Origin of the sequence: Micromonospora zamorensis, from assembly GCF_900090275.1 — a bacterium.
Classification (GTDB): Bacteria; Actinomycetota; Actinomycetes; order Mycobacteriales; family Micromonosporaceae; genus Micromonospora; species Micromonospora zamorensis.
The window spans coordinates 124996-140683 of record NZ_LT607755.1; the positions used below are offsets into that span (position 1 = coordinate 124996).

Here is a 15688-nt window from a genome sequence, read left to right on the forward strand (position 1 = left end):
GTGGCGATGACAGACGGAACACGCCCGCCCACGCCGTCCCCTGCCGCCGAGCAGGGGGTGTTGCGCCCGGCCCTCGGGTTGCTTCGCCGGTGGTGGCCGGTCGGCGCGGTCGCCGCGTTGCTCGTCGGTGCGGCGCTGGCGTCCGCCAACTCGTCGATCGGGGCCAGTCGGATCCCGCCAGCCGCGGAGAACGTCCCCTGGGTGCCCGAGTACCCGACCGCCGAGCCGCCGCCGTCGATTCCGGTCGAGCCGCGCGACGCCGGTGAGGCCACCCAGGCGCACATACCGCAGTGGATCGCCACCGTGGCGATGGTCCTGCTCGGGCTCGCCATCTTCGCCGCCCTCGGTTACCTGACCTGGATCCTGATCCGGGGTGCGTTGCGCCGCACCACCCGGAATCTGCCCACGCAGCGGGCCCGGCGTAGCGCCGAGGGCACCGCCCGGGAGGTGGTCGCGGCCCTCGACGCCGGCCTGGTGGAACTCGACGACCGGGACACCGACCCCCGGGTGGCGGTGATCGCCTGCTGGGTACGCCTGGAGGAGACCGCCGCTGCGGCCGGTGTGCCACGGCTCGCCGGGGACACCCCCACCGACCTGGTCAGCCGGCTGCTGCACGGTGACCCGGCGGCCGGCGTGCCGGCGATCGTCAGCACCGATGTGCTGAACGAGTTCGCACACGTCTACCGGGAGGCCCGGTACGCGACCCGCCCGGTCGACGAACGCACCCGCGACCAGGCGCGCGCCGCGCTGCGCCGACTGCGCGGCGAACTCACCGCGGTGGTGACCCCGTGAGCGCGAGGAGTGAGCCGGGTCTGCGAGCCCCGCAGTCGCGAACCAGAGGTGCAGCGCATGAGTAGCACCAGCATCGACGACCTGCTCGCGTTCGAGGAGGAGGCGGCGCCGGCGGGCCCCCAGGCGCGCCGTTCCCGGATCCGCCCGGTGCTGCGCTCGCTCGCGTGGGCCGCCGCGGTGGTCGCGGTGCTGCTCGTCGGCCTGCGCGCTGTCGGCCTCCAGGTCTCGCTGCCCGTGCTGATCGCCGGGGTGCTGGCCGTGCTGGCCGTCCGCCGGGTCACCGCCCTGCTCGCGCCGCCACCCCCGCCGCCAGCCGGTTCCCGGAACGTGTCGGGTGAGGAGGACGGCAGTTACAACTGGGGTGCCCGGGACGCGCTGCGCGGCGCGATCAATCGCTGGGAATGGCCGTTGGACTGGTCCAACACCCGACCCGAACGTTTCAGCGGGGTGGTCCTGCCCCGCATCGGTGAACTGGCCGACGAGCGGATGCGCCTGAAGCACGGCGTCACCCGCGAGTCGGATCCGGCCCGCGCCCGCGCCCTGCTGGGCGACCGGCTCTGGACGTTCCTGGAGACCCCGCCTCGCCGCACCCCGTCGCCGCGCGACCTCGCGGTGATCGTCGCCGAACTGGAGAAGATCTGATGAACGACGTGGACCGGACCATTGCCCCCGCCGAGGTCGGCCATCTGGCTCGGGCGGTCCTGGACGCGGTCGGCACCGTCGTGGTCGGTAAGCGGGACGCGTTGGAGCTGGTCCTCGCCGGCATCCTCGCGGGCGGGCACGTGCTCCTGGAAGACCTGCCGGGGCTGGGCAAGACGCTGACCGCGCGCTCGTTCGCCCAGGCGCTCGGGTTGGACTTCCGCCGGTTGCAGTTCACCCCCGACCTGCTGCCCGCCGACGTCACCGGCTCGTTCCTGTACGACCAGCGCAACGGGGACTTCACCTTCCGGGCCGGCCCGGTCTTCACCAACCTGCTCCTCGCCGACGAGATCAACCGGACGCCGCCGAAGACGCAGTCCGCGCTGCTGGAGGCGATGCAGGAGAAGCAGGTCTCGGTGGAGGGTGTGACCTACAAGCTGGACGAACCGTTCCACGTGCTGGCCACTGCCAACCCGATCGAGTACGAGGGCACGTACCCGCTGCCCGAGGCCCAGCTCGACCGGTTCCTGCTGCGGGTCTCCTTCGGTTACCCGCAGCACGAAGAGGAGTGGGAGGTGCTGCGCCGTCGGATGAGCCGTCGCCGCGAGGAGGCGGACATCAAGGCGGTCGTCGACGCGGCAACGCTGCGGGCCATGCAGGCCGCCCTGGAGGACGTGGTGGTGGAGGACTCCATCGGCCACTACATCGTGTCCCTCACCGCGGCGACCCGGGAGCACCCGTCGGTGCTGGTCGGCGCTTCGCCTCGCGGATCGTTGGCGCTGCTGCTGCTGGCCCGGGTGCGCGCGGTGTTCGGCGGACGCGACTACGTGGTGCCGGAGGACGTCAAGGATGTCGCGGCACCTGCCCTGGCCCACCGGATCACCCTGCGCCCGGAGATGTGGTTGCGCCGGGTCGACCCGGCGTTCGTGGTCGGCGAGGTGCTGGAAGCGACTCCCGCCCCGGCCAGCGGCGCCCTGCCCAGCTACGCCGCCGGCGGGCCCCGGAACTGATGACCGGACCGACCGTGCCGAGATCCACCGAGCCGGAACCGGCTGCCGGCTGGGCACCCACCCCGGCGCTCGGCCGGGCGGTCCTGCTCGCCGGTCTGCTGCTGGTGGCGGGGGTGCTGCTGGGGCGGGTCGACCTGATCGTGCTGGCTGCCCCGTTCGCGCTGGGCACCGCGTACGCGCTGCGCCGACGCCCCACGGCGCTGCCGCAGGTGTGGATCACCCCGGGCGACGACGGGCCGCTGGTCGAGGGTGGCGACGTGACGGCGGCGGTGAGCGTCGGCAACCCGGACACTGTCGACTACGACCTGGTCGTGCTGCGTACCCGCGTGTCGCCGTGGCTGCGGATCTTCCGGGCCGGTTTCGCCCGGGACGGAGCCGCCGCCGACGCGCCACCCGCAGCGACGACGCCGACCGGCAGCCAGGGTCCGGCCAGCGGCGCGAGTCGTTCCGCCGCCGATCGGCCGTTCGTGACGTCGGTGCCCACCGGGTCGGCGGTGGACCTGGAACTGGTCGGCCGTGCGCTGCGGTGGGGCCGGCATCCGGTCGGCCCGGCCGGTGCCCGGGTCGCGACGGCGGGCGGGCTGCTGGTCTCCCGCGCGGTGATCATCGAGCCGGTCCGCGTGCGGGTGTACCCGCGTACCGAACCGTTCGAGGCGGTGGAGGCGATGCCCCGCGCCGCCGGCCTGGTCGGGGCGCACCACTCACGGCGGCCCGGTGAGGGTGGCGAGCTGGCGGGCGTACGCAGATTCGGTCCCGGGGACCGGCTGCGCCGTATCGACTGGCGGGTGTCGTTACGGGCCCGGCAGTTGCACGTGGCGGCCACCCTCTCCGACCGTGACGCGGAGGTGGTGGTGCTGCTCGACGTGCTGGCCGAGGCCGGCCGTTCCGGTGGGGTGGACGGCGCCGCCTCGGTGCTGGACACCACCGTCCGGGCCACCGCCGCGATCGCCGAGCACTACCTGCACCGTGGCGACAGGGTCTCCCTGCTGGAGTACGGCCCGTCAGCCCGTCGGCTGCGACCGGCGGCCGGGCGACGGCAGTACCTGACCGTCCTGGAGTGGCTGCTCGACGTACGCGTGACGTCGTCCTCCCATGAGCCGTACGACCAGGTGTTCGGCCCGCAACTGCTCTCCTCGGACGCGTTGGTGGTGGTGCTCACCCCGCTGCTGGACGAACGGTCGGCGCAGATGCTCGCCCGGCTGACTCGGGCCGGCCGGTTCGTGGTGGCTGTCGACACGTTGCCGACCGACCTGTCGTCACCGAAGGACCGGGGCTGGGCCGAGGTGGCGTACCGGCTGTGGCGTCTGGACCGGGAGATCATGATCGGGCAGCTCCGGGAGCACGGCGTCCCCGTGGTGCGCTGGGCCGGCGCCGGCAGCCTGGACCAGGTGCTGCGGGACGTGGCCCGGCTGGCGACGGCCCCAAGGGTGGGTGGCCGGTGAGCGCGAGGAGTGAGCTTGCGAGCCCCGCAGTCGCGAACGGACGGAGGGGCGCGGTGAGCGAGCTTGCGAGCCCCGCAGTCGCGAACGAGCGGAGGCGCAGATGATCGACGTTGTCGCCGGGCGGGTCCGGTCCTTTCAGAATGCGGTCAGCCGGATCAGCGCCGCTCCACTGCTGGTTCGGGCCGCGATCTTCGTCACCGTGCTTGCCGGGTTCGTCCTCGCCTTCCCCGCTGAGGTGTTGTCCGGTCGGCCGATCCTGTTCCTGACTGTTGCCGCCCTGTTGCCGGCTTTCGGCCCGCGCCGGGTCTGGGCGACGTTCACGGCGTTGGTCACGATCGGTGGCTGGTTGGTCGCCACCGACGGGTACGGCCGCCCGGTCGCCCTCTGGCGCCTTCTCGTCCTCGCGGCCCTGCTCTATCTGGCGCACACCCTCTGCGCGCTGGCCGCGCTGTTGCCCTACGACGCGGTGGTGGACCCAGAGATGATCACCCGTTGGTTGTTGCGGACGGCGGCCGTCCTGTTGGGCACCGCCGTGCTGGGGGTGCTGTTGTTGCAGGCCGGGGACACCGGTGGGGAGGCCGGATACCAGTGGGTCACGGTGCTTGGCCTGCTGCTGGCGGTGGGTACGGCAGCGTTGCTGGGCTGGCTCCTGCGACGGCGGTGACCGTTGCGACCTGAGGGTTACGCAGGTCACATGGGTTGTGCTCCGTCACAGATGGGGGCCGCGAGCGGGATTACCTGAGCCGGCCGGGGAAAGATAGACAACGTGAATCCGAAGCGGATCCTTGTGGTGGGTGCCGGGCACGTCGGTCTGTACGCGGCGCTGCGCCTGTCGAAGAAGCTCAGCTCCCGTGAGGCTGAGGTCATGGTGGTGGATCCCCAGCCGCACATGACCTACCAGCCGTTCCTGCCGGAGGCAGCGGCGGGCAACATCTCCCCGCGGCACTCCGTGGTGCCCCTGCGGCGGGAGTTGCGTCGCTGCAAGATGGTGGCCGGCACTGTCACGCGGATCGAGCACGGCCGCAAGGTGGCCACCGTGCAGCCGATCAGCGGCCCGGCCCGGGAGATCACCTACGACCACGTGATCGTGGCGCCGGGTTCGGTCTCCCGCACTCTGCCGATCCCCGGCCTGCACGAGCAGGGCATCGGATTCAAGACCATCGGCGAGGCGATCTACCTGCGCAACCACGTACTGGACCGGCTCGACGTGGCTGCGGCCACGCCGGATCCGGACGTCCGTCGTGCGGCGCTGACCTTCACCTTCGTGGGCGGTGGGTACGCCGGCATCGAGGCGCTCGCCGAGATGGAGGACATGGCTCGCGACGCCCTGCGTTACTACCCGGAGCTCAAGCAGGACGAGGTTCGCTGGGTGCTGGTCGAGGCCACCCAGCGGGTGCTGCCCGAGGTCGACCGGGACATGGGCGCCTACACCGTCCAGCAGTTGATGAAGCGGAACATGGACATCCGGCTGGACACCCGGCTCGAGTCCTGCGTCGACGGGGTGGTCAAGCTCTCCGACGGTGACAGCTTCCGGTCCGACACGATCGTGTGGACGGCCGGCGTGAAGCCGTCGCCGATGCTGGACTCGACCGACTTCCCGCGCGACGACCGTCGGCGGATCACCTGCCTGCCCACTCTCCAGGTGGTCGACGGCGACCAGGTGGTCGAGGGCGCGTGGAGCGCCGGCGACTGCGCCGCCGTGCCGGACCTCACCAAGGAGCCGGGCAACTTCTGCTCGCCGAGCGCCCAGCACGCGGTGCGCCAGGCCGCCCGGATGGCCGACAACATCACGGCCGTGATCCGGGGCCGCGAGCCGGTCAACTACAAGCACAAGCACGTCGGCAGCGTCGCGAGCCTCGGCCTGCACAAGGGCGTCGCCCAGGTGTACGGGATCAAGATGACCGGCTGGCCGGCGTGGGTCATGCACCGGACGTACCACATGAGCCGGATCCCGTCGTTCAACCGCAAGGTCCGGGTGGTCGTGGACTGGTCGTTGGCGTTCTTCCTCAAGCGTGAGGTGGTGGCCCTCGGGCAGCTGCACGACCCGCGCGAGGAGTTCGTCGAGGCGTCCCAGCCGGTCGGCGCGCCGCGCGTCTGATCTCAGGTCTGCGAAAGGGCCCCTCCCGGTCGGGAGGGGCCCTTTCTGACGTCCGGCCGCAGCACGTCCGGCCGCAGGTGGCGTCAGACGCGCCAGATCCACGCGTCGGCGATCCGGGTGGCGGGGCCGTACAGCTGCTCCAGGGTCGCGCGCAGACTCTCGGCGTGCGGGGCGTCGTCGGCCAACGCGATGCAGGAGGCACCCCAGAACTGGGCGTCCCGTGCGGCCTGGCGGCGCTGCTCGTCGCCGATGGCCGGTTGGTCACCGCGCCGCGCGACGTCCGCCAGCAGCGCGGAGGTGGGCTGCTTGAAGGTGCCCATCGCCGCGGTGCCGCCCCGCCCGTACGGGCCGATGAAGAACCCTTCCGGCAGACCGAAGGCGGCGTCGGCAGCGGTCGCCCAGCGCATCGGCCAGGGCTCCTTCGGCGTCGGAAGCGGCACCGGGACGAGCACCCCGCCGGGGCGTACGCACTGCCGCCAGTGGCCGCCGCTGACGAATTCCGGCACGGCGGGCCGTTCGGCGGTCGGCAGCGGGGTCGGGAAGATCGGCAGCAGTGCCGCGCCGACGGCCAGGGGCACGAGCCGTCGTGCCCGGCCGGTGCCGCGTAGAGCCCGGTCGACCGCCAGCACCACCAGCGTCGCGATGATCGGCAGCAACGCCAGCGCGAACCGCATCGGCAACGCGCCGTCCACCACCGGCAGCCCGCCGATCAGGGCGTACGGGCCGGGCAGCGCTGTCCTGGTGCCGCCGAGCACCACCTCCGGGCCGAGCGAGAGCGCACCCATCACGAGGCCCGCCACCACGCAGGCGAGGACCAGTCGGCGTCGCCCGGCCCAGATCGCGCAGACCGCAGCGACCAGCAGCAGGGGCCAGCCGAGGAAGGTGTTGTACTCGGCCGGGCCGGTGGTCAGCCGGGCGGACTGGTCGCTGCCGGCAACCGACAGGGGGGAGATCGTCCACCAGCTGCTCAGGTCGGCGGAGAAGTAGGCCGGCGTGAACATCCCGTCGGCGACCCCCTGCGGGCCGGCGAACTGGAACCACAGCGGGTAGCCGAGCACCAGTAGGGCGAGCCCGGCGGCGATCGCCAGCCCGCCGGCGAAGCCGGGCAGCGCCCGCCGGGCCAGGTCCCGGTCCGCCACGGCGTAGCTGATCGCCATCACCAGCAGCGTGACGGCGGCGAGGAAGAGCACCTCCTCGCCGATGAAGACCTGCGCGGTGACCGCGGCGGCCAGTCCCGCCGCCGAGGTGAGCATCCGCCGGCGATCCGGCCCGGGCGACCGGTCGCGACCGGTTCGGTCGAGAGTCGTGGGCCCCGGGTCGGATGCCCGCAGCAGTCGGGCCACCAGCCAGACGATCACCGGCACCAGCCACTGGGCGGTCATGTGCAGGTGGCTGTTGGTCTGCGAGATCATGCCTGGGCCGAACCCGCAGAGCCCTCCGCCGAGCGCGGCCGCGAGCCGGCGGGCGCGCAGCGTCCGGTGGAACAGCAGGTACCAGGCGAAGGCCGTACCAGCGAGGTTGGCGGCGGCGAGCAGCGCGAAGGTGACCGGCGCGCCCAGCAGCAGGGTGACCGGCGCGAAGACGATGCCCAGCGCGATCACCGTGGTGTTGGCCATCAGGTTGACGCCGTCGGGCGCGTTGAGACGGTCGGTGAGCAGGCCGAAGTCGCCGAGCAGCGCGCGGGCGTCGACGGCCAGGAACCACTCGTAGAGGGCCTGGTCCTCCGGATTGAGGGCCAGCGTGCGGCCAGCCGGGTCTGGCCACAACCCGTGGGTGACCCAGCCGGCCAGCACCGCGCAGACCAGAGCGGCCAGCAGATCCAGCCGGTGCCGACGGACGGCGGCCAGGAGCCGAACGGCCCGGGGCCGGCGGTTGACCTGATCGGCGAGGCGGAAGGCCTGCTCAGGGGCGGCGTCGGGGGCCGTGGGGGCTGCGCTGCTCACGGCATCGACCCTAATGTGACCGGCCCCACGGGGTACGTCGGGTCGCCGCAGACCCGCTACGGTGACATTGCATCGTGCGTGTCGGCGCGCCGGTGCCACCCGCCCGGGTGGTGGAAAGGCAGACACGGCCGCCTTAAAAGCGGCTGCCGAAAGGCGTGCGGGTTCGACCCCCGCCCCGGGCACCGGTCGGCTCCCACGCATTCTCATTCGTGATCACCAGGACTTGGCTGCGCCGTTTACTCTTGGAGGGCACGTTCACGTGCAAACGACCCCCTGAGGGAGGCCAGACAGTGAAGACCTCGAACCCGGTGCTCGCCCGGCTCGGCCAAGCGGCCGAGCGGGAGCGCTCCGCCGGGTACGCCCCGGCCGGGCCGTACGGACAGCCCGGCATTCCCCAGCAGTACCCGTCCCAGGCCGGTTACCCGGCTGCGCCGCCCACCGTGGCGCCCATGACCGTCGACGACGTGGTCGTCAAGACGGTCGCTCTGCTCGGCATCCTCGGCATCACCGCCGCGGCCGCCTGGGTGCTCGTGCCCGACTCGCTGGTCAGCATCGCCTGGATCGGCGCGGCGGTGGTCGGCCTGGTCCTGGGCCTGATCATCTCGTTCTCCCGGATGGCCAACCCGGCACTCGTCATCGCGTACGCCCTCGTCGAGGGCGTTTTCGTCGGCATGGTGAGCAAGGCGTTCGAGACGCGCTACGACGGCATCGTGCTCCAGGCCGCCGTGGCCAGCTTCGGCATCTTCTTCCTGATGGCGATGCTCTACAAGGCGAAGGTCATCCGGGCCACCCCGGCCTTCGTCAAGGGCATGATCGCGGTGATGGTCGGCCTCTTCGCCGTCATGCTGATCAACTTCGTGCTGGCCATGTTCGGCGTCAACACGGGCCTGCGTGACGGCAGCCCGCTGGCGATCGGTTTCAGCGTGGTCTGCATCGTGGTCGCCTCGTTGAGCTTCGTGCTCAGCTTCAAGGAGATCGAGGACGGCGTCCGGATGGGCCTGCCGCAGCGCTACTCCTGGGTGGCCGCGTTCGGCATCCTGGTCAGCCTGGTCTGGCTCTACATCGAGATCCTGCGCCTGCTGAGCTACTTCCAGGGCGACGACTGACCTCGTCCGCTCTGCCGACCGGCGCCCGCTCCCGCTCTTGCGGGGGCGGGCGCCGTCGTTCGCACCGGGCCCGCCGTTTCGCCGCCAGCGCGGGGCCGCCCGGGGCAGAGTGACTGCAAGGGCGTGTGTCAAAGCCTCGGTCGAGCCGAGGCGGAGTCCAGGCGGCGGTCCGGCAAGGCGGGAATTGGCCCGGATACCGGTGTTGTATCCGGGCCAATTCCCAACGCGGCCGGTCGTCGTTTGGGCCCGTCGCAGGCCGGCCAGGGGCTTTGACACACGCCCTGGGGTACGCGGGCGAAGGAGGCGGCGGTGCGCAGCAACAACCCGGTGCTCAACCGGCTGGACGAGACCGGCCGGGTGGAGACCCGGGTGCTCGGCTCCCGCGACGTCGAGCCGATGACTGTCGACGACGTGGTGATCCGTACCGTCGGGCTGCTGGTCGTCACCGGCGCGACCGCGGCGGTGTCCTGGGTGGTGATCCCCGACGTGGCCTGGCTGGGTGCCGCACTGGCCGGCAGCGCCCTCGCCTCGATCGCGCTGGTCCTGGTCATCTCGCTGCGGGGGATCACCAACCCGGTGCCGATCGTCGGCTACGCCCTGCTCCAGGGCCTGCTGCTGGGGGTGGCGAGCCGCGCGTTCGAGCAGGTCTATCCGGGCATCGTGGTGCAGGCGGTGGCCGGCACCTTCGGCGTCTTCCTCGGCATGGCGGCGCTCTACCGGGCCCGGGTGATCCGGGCGACGCCCCGGCTGGCCCGCCTGGTGATCGGCACGTTGCTCGGCATCGCCGTGCTCAGCGTCGTCAACCTGGTGTCGTACCTGATCTCCGGGCGACCGGGGCTGGAGGTCTACAGCGTCAGCGGGGAGGTCGGCTGGCTGCCGTACGCCTTCTCGGTGGTGGCCATCATCGCCGGGGCGTTCAGCTTCATCCTCGACTTCGACCTCGTCGAGCGTTCGGTGCGCGACGGTCGACCCCGCCGGTACGCGTGGCTGAGCGCGTTCGGCCTGCTCACCGGGTTGGTGTTCCTCTACTGGCAACTGCTTCGGCTGCTCAGTTACCTGCGCCGTTGACCGGGCCGACCAGGCGCGGTCGGTGCCGGCCGTAGACTCGGCGGCGATGAGCGCAGCGGAGTTGGACAAGGCCATGCAGTTGCTGGTCCGTCAGATCGTGCACTGGCAGCAGCCGCGCTGGTCGGCCATCGCGACCGCCGGCAACGTGTCCCGCGCCGACCTGGTGCATCGTCTGGTGCAGGAGATCGCCAACCTGGCCGCCGACGCCGAGGGAGAGCCGCGTCGGGTCGTGCCCCGGCTCGACAACGACCTTGCCCTGCCCGATCAGCTACGGGTGGTGACAGCGGACCTGGTGGCCGCCGACCCGGGGGCCGAGGCGTTGGCCCGGGCCGCCGCCGAGGTGGCGGCGACCCGCAGCGCGCTCTGAGGTCAGTTCAACCGTTCGAGCACCATGGCCATGCCCTGGCCGCCGCCGACGCACATGGTCTCCAGACCGATGGTCTTGTCGTGCCACTCGAGGGCGTTGAGCAGGGTGCCGGTGATCCGTGCGCCGGTCATGCCGAACGGGTGACCGACCGCGATCGCGCCGCCCATCACGTTCAGCTTCTCCTCCGGGATGCCCAACTGGCGGTAGGAGGGGATGACCTGCGCGGCGAACGCCTCGTTGATCTCCACGAGGTCGACGTCGTCGATGGTCATGCCGGCCCGCTTCAGGGCCTGGCGGGACGCCTCGACGGGGCCGAGGCCCATGATCTCCGGCGACAGGGCGGTCACACCGGTGGAGACGATCCGGGCCAGCGGGGTGAGCCCGAGCTCCTCGGCCCGCTGGGCGCTCATCACCACCACGGCGGCCGCGCCGTCGTTGAGCGGGCAGCAGTTGCCCGCGGTGATCCGGCCGTCCGGGCGGAACACCGGCTTGAGACCGGAGACCGCGTCGAGCGTGACGCCGGCACGGGGACCGTCGTCGGTGCTCACCACGGTGCCGTTCGGCGTGGTGACCGGGGTGATCTCCCGGGCCCAGAAGCCGTCGGCGATGGCCTTCTCGGCGAGGTTCTGGCTGCGTACGCCGAACTCGTCCATGTCGGCGCGGCTCACGTCGTGCACCTGGGCCAGGTTTTCCGCGGTCTGCCCCATGGTCAGGTAGATGTCGGGCAGCTCACCGGCCTCACGCGGGTCGGTCCACACCTCGGCGCCGCCCTGTGCGCGGCGCTTCGAGCGCTCGGCCGCCGCGCCGAAGCGCGGGTTTTCCCAGCCGCCGCCGACGAGGGCCTGCGCCTCGGGAGGCAGCCCGTCGGAGCTGCCCCGGGCGTAGCTGGAGACCATCTCCACGCCGGCGGAGACGAACACGTCGCCCTCGCCGGCCCGGATCGCGTGCATCGCCATCCGGGTGGTCTGCAACGACGAGGCGCAGTAGCGGGTCAGCGTGGCGCCGGGCACAGTGTCCAGACCGAGCAGTGTGGACACCACCCGGGCCATGTTGAAGCCCTGCTCGCCACCGGGCAGGCCACACCCGAGGTAGAGGTCGTCGATCGTGGTCGGGTCGAGCTGGGGGATCTTGTCCAGGGCGGCCTGGACGATGGTCGCGGCGAGGTCGTCGGAACGGACGTCGCGCAGGGACCCCTTGTGCGCCCGGCCGATGGGGGAGCGGGCGGTGGCGACGATGACGGCGTCGCGGGACGACTCAATCGGCATGGACCAACGTTAACCCGCCGGTAACATGCGCGGAAGAAGCCGGCGCGGCGGGAAATGTCACCCTGACCGGGAACGATCTAGCGCCGGGTGGCAACCGTCGCGGCGGTGGCGACGGCGGGCAGCAGCGCGTGCGCCCACACCCGGTAACCGTCGGCGGAGGGGTGGAAGCCGTCGTGGCAGAGCGTCCCCGCATCGGCCCGGAACACCGGCCCGGTCTCGGTGCCCAGGTCGACCACCGAGCCGCCAGCGTCCAGCACGGCCGTGGTCTGCGCACGGGCCATCCGTCGCCCGGACCAGCCGACCACCTGGCGCAGCGGAGGCGCGATGGCACGCACCGCGCCGAGATCGGGGCACGTGCCCACCACCACCTCGACCCGCGCCTCTCGCAGGCGGTGCACCGCGGCAGCGAGATAGGCCGCCGCGTCGACCGGCCGGCGCAGCCCGGTGGCGTCGTTCGCGCCGATCAGGACCAGCGCCACGTCGGGCCGCTCACCGAGCAGGGCCCGGGCCACCTGGGTGGCCAGGTCGGTCGAACGGGACCCGGAGACGCCGACGCTGGACAGGTGCACCCGCCGGCCCGTCGGGCCCTCGGCGAGCAGGTTGGCCAACTGCCCGCCGATGGTGTCCTCAAGCCGGTCGACACCCACGCCCAGCGCTGACGAGTCGCCGAGCAGCACCAGCCGCAACGGCGGGGCGCCAGCCCGACCGATCGTGGCCCGCAGGGCCAGCCCCAGCTCCGGTTGGGCGTACCGCCGGTGCCGGGCCACGAACGCCTCGCCGGCCAGGACGGCGGCACCGCCCACGGTGCCGGTGAGCAGCGAGAACGCCGCCGCCCGACCCAGTCGGCCGGCGAGGCCGGAGATCACGCCCCGCTCGCTGCGCTCGTTCATGCCAGTCCCTCCACTGTCGAGGTGTCCGAGGCGGACCCGTGCGGCACCGCACCGACACCGAAGAACGCCCGCCGGCGCAACTGCGCCCACCGGCCCGCCGGCCCTCGGTCGCGGCCCCGGACCTGGGTGCCGCTGACCTCCGTGCCGGCGTGCCGGGCCGCCTGCTGCGCGGCCTCCGGCAGCGACCGTACGCCCTCGCCCCGGGTCGGTGTGGCCCGTCGTTCCTGCCCAGCGCCGAGCGCGGAGAGCATCGTCGGCAGGAGCGCTGCAGCGGCCATCGCGTACCCCTCGGCGGAGGGATGGAACCGGTCCCAGGCGAACATCCGGGTCGGCTCGGCGGTGAACCGGGGGCCGAGCAGATCACCGAGGGAGACCGTCCAACCGCCGGCCTCGACCACCGCGACCGTCTGGGCCGCGGCGAGTTGGCGGCTCCACCGGTGCGCCAGCCACCGCAGCGGCGGTTGGATCGGGCGGATCGCGCCCAGGTCGGGGCAGGTGCCGACGACCACCTCGCAGCCGGCGTCGCGCAGCGTGTGCACCGCCTCGACCAGGTAGCGCACCGCCAGCCCACGGGGGGTGCGGTTGGTGATGTCGTTGCCGCCGATGAGGATCACCGCGATGTCGGGTCGGCACTCCAGCGCCGCCTCCACCTGGTGCCGCAGCGCCGAGGAGATGGCACCGACCACCGCGAAGCGGTGCAGTCGCACCGGTCGGTGCAGCCGACGGGACAGGCCGGTGGCGAGCAGTGCGCCAGGTGTCTCCCGGCGACGGTGCACCCCGTAGCCGGCCGCCGAGGAGTCACCGAGCACGACCATGGTGAGTGCAGGGCCGGGGAATTTCGCGCCGTACGTCCCGTCGCAGCGTGGCGGCGGTGCCTCGGCCATCGGGATGGTGCGTCGGGCCTGTCGGGCCTGGCCGAGCAGCACGCCGCCGGTCGCCACCGCGGCCGCCGCGGTGGCACCCGTCCCGATGGCCGCCAGGCGGGCGAACCGCCGGGCCTGCCGCCAGTGCTCTCCGCCGGGTACGACGGAATCAGCCACCCCCATACCACGACATTATCGCGCCGGTCCGACACGCCGCTGTCGTCGCGACGCCACTCCAGTGCCTGGAAACCGACGCGACGGGGTATCTGTCCAGGAGAGGCCGGCCGACTTGCGCCGACCCGCCACGCTGATCCGGCGGAGAGGAGCGCGACGATGGGGAAGACACTGAAGCGCAGCGCGGCGTTCACGGCCCTCGCGCGGGCACTGGCGGCTGGGGCCCGTGGTGGGCCGTCATTGGGCACGCGGTTGGCCGCGCTGCCCCGGATGATCCGGGCCACCACCAAGGGGGAGTACGACGGCGGCCTGCGACTGGCCCTGATGACCGCCGCCACGGCGTACATCGTCTCGCCGATCGACCTGCTGCCGGAGATCCCGCTGGCGATCTTCGGGCTCGCCGACGACGCGGTCATGATCACCTGGCTGGCTGGCAGCGTGCTCGCCGAGACCGATCGCTTCCTGGAGTGGGAAGCCCGCCGCAGCTCGGTCATCCCCGGGGGGCTGGTGCCCTGACGGCACGTACGCTGGACGCGAGGAAACGTCTGCCCGGCCGCGGTCGCCGGCGCCGCAACGAAGGGCACACCGTGCAGTACTACGACAACGTCGTCGACATGATCGGCAACACCCCGCTGGTACGTCTGCGTAACGTCACCGAGGGCATCCAGGCCACCGTGCTGGCCAAGGTGGAGTACGTCAACCCGGGCGGCTCGGTGAAGGACCGGATCGCGCTGCGGATGGTGGAGGACGCCGAGGCCGCCGGCCTGCTCAAGCCCGGCGGCACCATCGTCGAGCCGACCAGCGGCAACACCGGCGTCGGGCTGGCCCTGGTGGCCCAGCTCAAGGGCTACAAGTGCGTCTTCGTCTGCCCCGACAAGGTCAGCCAGGACAAGCAGGACGTGCTCCGGGCATACGGCGCCGAGGTGGTGGTCTGCCCGACCGCTGTCGCTCCGGAGGACCCGCGCTCGTACTACAACGTCTCCGACCGGCTGACCCGGGAGATCCCCGGCGCCTGGAAGCCCAACCAGTACAGCAACCCGGCCAACCCGCGCTCGCACTACGAGACCACCGGCCCGGAGCTGTGGAAGCAGACCGAGGGCGGGCTCACCCACTTCGTGACCGGCGTGGGCACCGGCGGCACGATCTCCGGCATCGGGCGCTACCTCAAGGAGGCCTCCGAGGGTCGGGTGCGCATCATCGGAGCCGACCCGGAAGGTTCGGTCTACTCCGGGGGCACCGGCCGTCCGTACCTGGTGGAGGGCGTCGGCGAGGACTTCTGGCCGGAGACGTACGACCAGGGTGTCGCCGACGAGATCGTCGAGGTGTCCGACAAGGCGTCCTTCGAGATGACCCGGCGGTTGGCCCGCGAGGAAGGGCTGCTGGTCGGTGGCTCCTGCGGGATGGCGGTGGTCGCCGCGCTGGAGGTCGCCCGCAAGGCCGGCCCGGACGACGTGGTGGTGGTGCTGCTGCCGGACGGCGGCCGGGGCTACCTCTCGAAGATCTTCAACGACTCGTGGATGGCCCGGTACGGCTTCCTCGACAACTCCGGCGCCGAGCCGACAGTGGCCGACGCGCTGGCCAGCAAGCCGGGCGGGCTGCCCGAGTTGGTGCACGTGCACCCGACCGAGACGGTCCGCGACGCGATCGACTACATGCGGGAGTACGGCGTCTCGCAGCTGCCGGTGCTCAAGGCCGAGCCGCCGGTGGTGACCGGTGAGGTCGCCGGCTCGATCGCCGAGCGGGACCTGCTCGACGCGCTCTTCACCGGCCAGGCCCACCTGCACGACACCATCGAGCGGCACATGGGCGACCCGCTGCCGATGATCGGGGGCGGTCAGCCGGTCAGCGAGGCCGTCGGCCTGCTGGAGAAGTCCGACGCCGCGCTCGTCCTGGTCGACGGCAAGCCCAAGGGCGTCCTCACCCGCCAGGACCTCCTGGCCCACCTCGGCGCCCACTGAGTCCCGTCCCGGTGCCCCGCCTGCGGGCGAGGCACCGGGCCACGCTGTCGCGCCCTTTGCTCTGCATACGCAT

Annotated in this window: 14 protein-coding genes, 1 tRNA gene and 1 pseudogene; 12 read left to right on the forward strand and 4 right to left on the reverse strand. The window is 72.3% G+C overall.

Translation table 11 applies throughout. The features are described 5' to 3' along the window. Positions 1–6: 6 nt before the first annotated feature. The 6 genes from GA0070619_RS00580 (at position 7) to GA0070619_RS00605 (ending at position 5981) form a co-directional block, all read left to right on the forward strand. Positions 7–792: a DUF4129 domain-containing protein gene (locus GA0070619_RS00580; protein WP_088946243.1), complete on the forward strand. Its 786-nt coding sequence runs from the start codon at positions 7–9 to the stop codon at positions 790–792. Between the two features lie 57 nt (positions 793–849). Then, positions 850–1434, forward strand: a complete 585-nt coding sequence (locus tag GA0070619_RS00585; protein WP_088946244.1) for a hypothetical protein — start codon at positions 850–852, stop codon at positions 1432–1434. After that, on the forward strand, positions 1434–2441 hold the full coding sequence (locus GA0070619_RS00590) for an AAA family ATPase (protein ID WP_088946245.1): 1008 nt from the start codon (positions 1434–1436) through the stop codon (positions 2439–2441). The genes GA0070619_RS00585 and GA0070619_RS00590 overlap by 1 nt, the downstream gene beginning before the upstream one ends. After that, entirely contained in the window at positions 2441–3883 is a 1443-nt protein-coding gene (locus GA0070619_RS00595; RefSeq protein WP_088946246.1) for a DUF58 domain-containing protein, read from the forward strand. Before GA0070619_RS00590 ends, GA0070619_RS00595 begins: the two co-directional genes overlap by 1 nt. A 103-nt stretch (positions 3884–3986) precedes the next feature. Then, positions 3987–4547: a hypothetical protein gene (locus GA0070619_RS00600; RefSeq protein ID WP_414855649.1), complete on the forward strand. Its 561-nt coding sequence runs from the start codon at positions 3987–3989 to the stop codon at positions 4545–4547. Positions 4548–4649: 102 nt separating this feature from the next. Then, entirely contained in the window at positions 4650–5981 is a 1332-nt protein-coding gene (locus GA0070619_RS00605) for an NAD(P)/FAD-dependent oxidoreductase (RefSeq protein WP_088946248.1), read from the forward strand. Between the two features lie 83 nt (positions 5982–6064). On the opposite strand, the gene GA0070619_RS00610 is transcribed toward GA0070619_RS00605, so the two are convergent. Then, a complete protein-coding gene (locus GA0070619_RS00610; RefSeq protein WP_172861938.1) occupies positions 6065–7924 on the reverse strand; it encodes a hypothetical protein in 1860 nt (619 codons plus the stop codon). A gap of 101 nt (positions 7925–8025) precedes the next feature. Here GA0070619_RS00610 and GA0070619_RS00615 point away from each other — a divergent pair. The 4 genes from GA0070619_RS00615 (at position 8026) to GA0070619_RS00630 (ending at position 10465) form a co-directional block, all read left to right on the forward strand. Continuing rightward, positions 8026–8106 (forward strand) — tRNA-Leu (locus GA0070619_RS00615). A gap of 108 nt (positions 8107–8214) precedes the next feature. Continuing rightward, positions 8215–9030 (forward strand): Bax inhibitor-1/YccA family protein, encoded by an 816-nt coding sequence (locus tag GA0070619_RS00620; protein ID WP_088946249.1) that lies wholly within the window; start codon positions 8215–8217, stop codon positions 9028–9030. 309 nt (positions 9031–9339) lie between these two features. Further along, positions 9340–10098 (forward strand): Bax inhibitor-1/YccA family protein, encoded by a 759-nt coding sequence (locus GA0070619_RS00625; RefSeq protein WP_088946250.1) that lies wholly within the window; start codon positions 9340–9342, stop codon positions 10096–10098. A 46-nt stretch (positions 10099–10144) separates the two neighbouring features. Next, the gene (locus tag GA0070619_RS00630; RefSeq protein ID WP_088946251.1) at positions 10145–10465 is read left to right on the forward strand and encodes a hypothetical protein; all 321 of its coding nucleotides are present in this window, start codon (positions 10145–10147) and stop codon (positions 10463–10465) included. A 2-nt stretch (positions 10466–10467) separates the two neighbouring features. Here the strand turns inward: GA0070619_RS00630 and GA0070619_RS00635 are convergent, their stop codons facing one another. The 3 genes and pseudogenes from GA0070619_RS00635 to GA0070619_RS00645 all read right to left on the reverse strand — a co-directional run. Further along, entirely contained in the window at positions 10468–11730 is a 1263-nt protein-coding gene (locus GA0070619_RS00635) for an acetyl-CoA C-acetyltransferase (RefSeq protein ID WP_088946252.1), read from the reverse strand. 77 nt (positions 11731–11807) lie between these two features. Then, on the reverse strand, positions 11808–12596 hold the full coding sequence (locus tag GA0070619_RS00640; protein ID WP_414855650.1) for an SGNH/GDSL hydrolase family protein: 789 nt from the start codon (positions 12594–12596) through the stop codon (positions 11808–11810). Beyond that, a pseudogene (locus GA0070619_RS00645) lies at positions 12588–13666 on the reverse strand (SGNH/GDSL hydrolase family protein); the annotation flags it as partial. The gene GA0070619_RS00640 and the pseudogene GA0070619_RS00645, both read right to left, overlap by 9 nt. Positions 13667–13816: 150 nt before the next feature. Here GA0070619_RS00645 and GA0070619_RS00650 point away from each other — a divergent pair. Further along, a complete protein-coding gene (locus GA0070619_RS00650) occupies positions 13817–14173 on the forward strand; it encodes a YkvA family protein (RefSeq protein ID WP_088946255.1) in 357 nt (118 codons plus the stop codon). A gap of 71 nt (positions 14174–14244) precedes the next feature. Further along, complete coding sequence (locus tag GA0070619_RS00655) at positions 14245–15615, forward strand: cystathionine beta-synthase (RefSeq protein WP_088946256.1); 1371 nt, start codon at positions 14245–14247, stop codon at positions 15613–15615. The last annotated feature ends 73 nt before the right edge of the window (positions 15616–15688 follow it).

Excerpts from the sequence above, each read along its gene's own strand:
- GA0070619_RS00580 (WP_088946243.1), top strand. The coding sequence starts at position 7 with ATGACAGACGGAACACGCCCGCCCACGCCGTCCCCTGCCGCCGAGCAG.
- GA0070619_RS00585 (WP_088946244.1), top strand. The coding sequence starts at position 850 with ATGAGTAGCACCAGCATCGACGACCTGCTCGCGTTCGAGGAGGAGGCG.
- GA0070619_RS00590 (WP_088946245.1), top strand. The coding sequence starts at position 1,434 with ATGAACGACGTGGACCGGACCATTGCCCCCGCCGAGGTCGGCCATCTG.
- GA0070619_RS00595 (WP_088946246.1), top strand. The coding sequence starts at position 2,441 with ATGACCGGACCGACCGTGCCGAGATCCACCGAGCCGGAACCGGCTGCC.
- GA0070619_RS00630 (WP_088946251.1), top strand. The coding sequence starts at position 10,145 with ATGAGCGCAGCGGAGTTGGACAAGGCCATGCAGTTGCTGGTCCGTCAG.
- GA0070619_RS00635 (WP_088946252.1), bottom strand. The coding sequence starts at position 11,730 with ATGCCGATTGAGTCGTCCCGCGACGCCGTCATCGTCGCCACCGCCCGC.
- GA0070619_RS00650 (WP_088946255.1), top strand. The coding sequence starts at position 13,817 with ATGGGGAAGACACTGAAGCGCAGCGCGGCGTTCACGGCCCTCGCGCGG.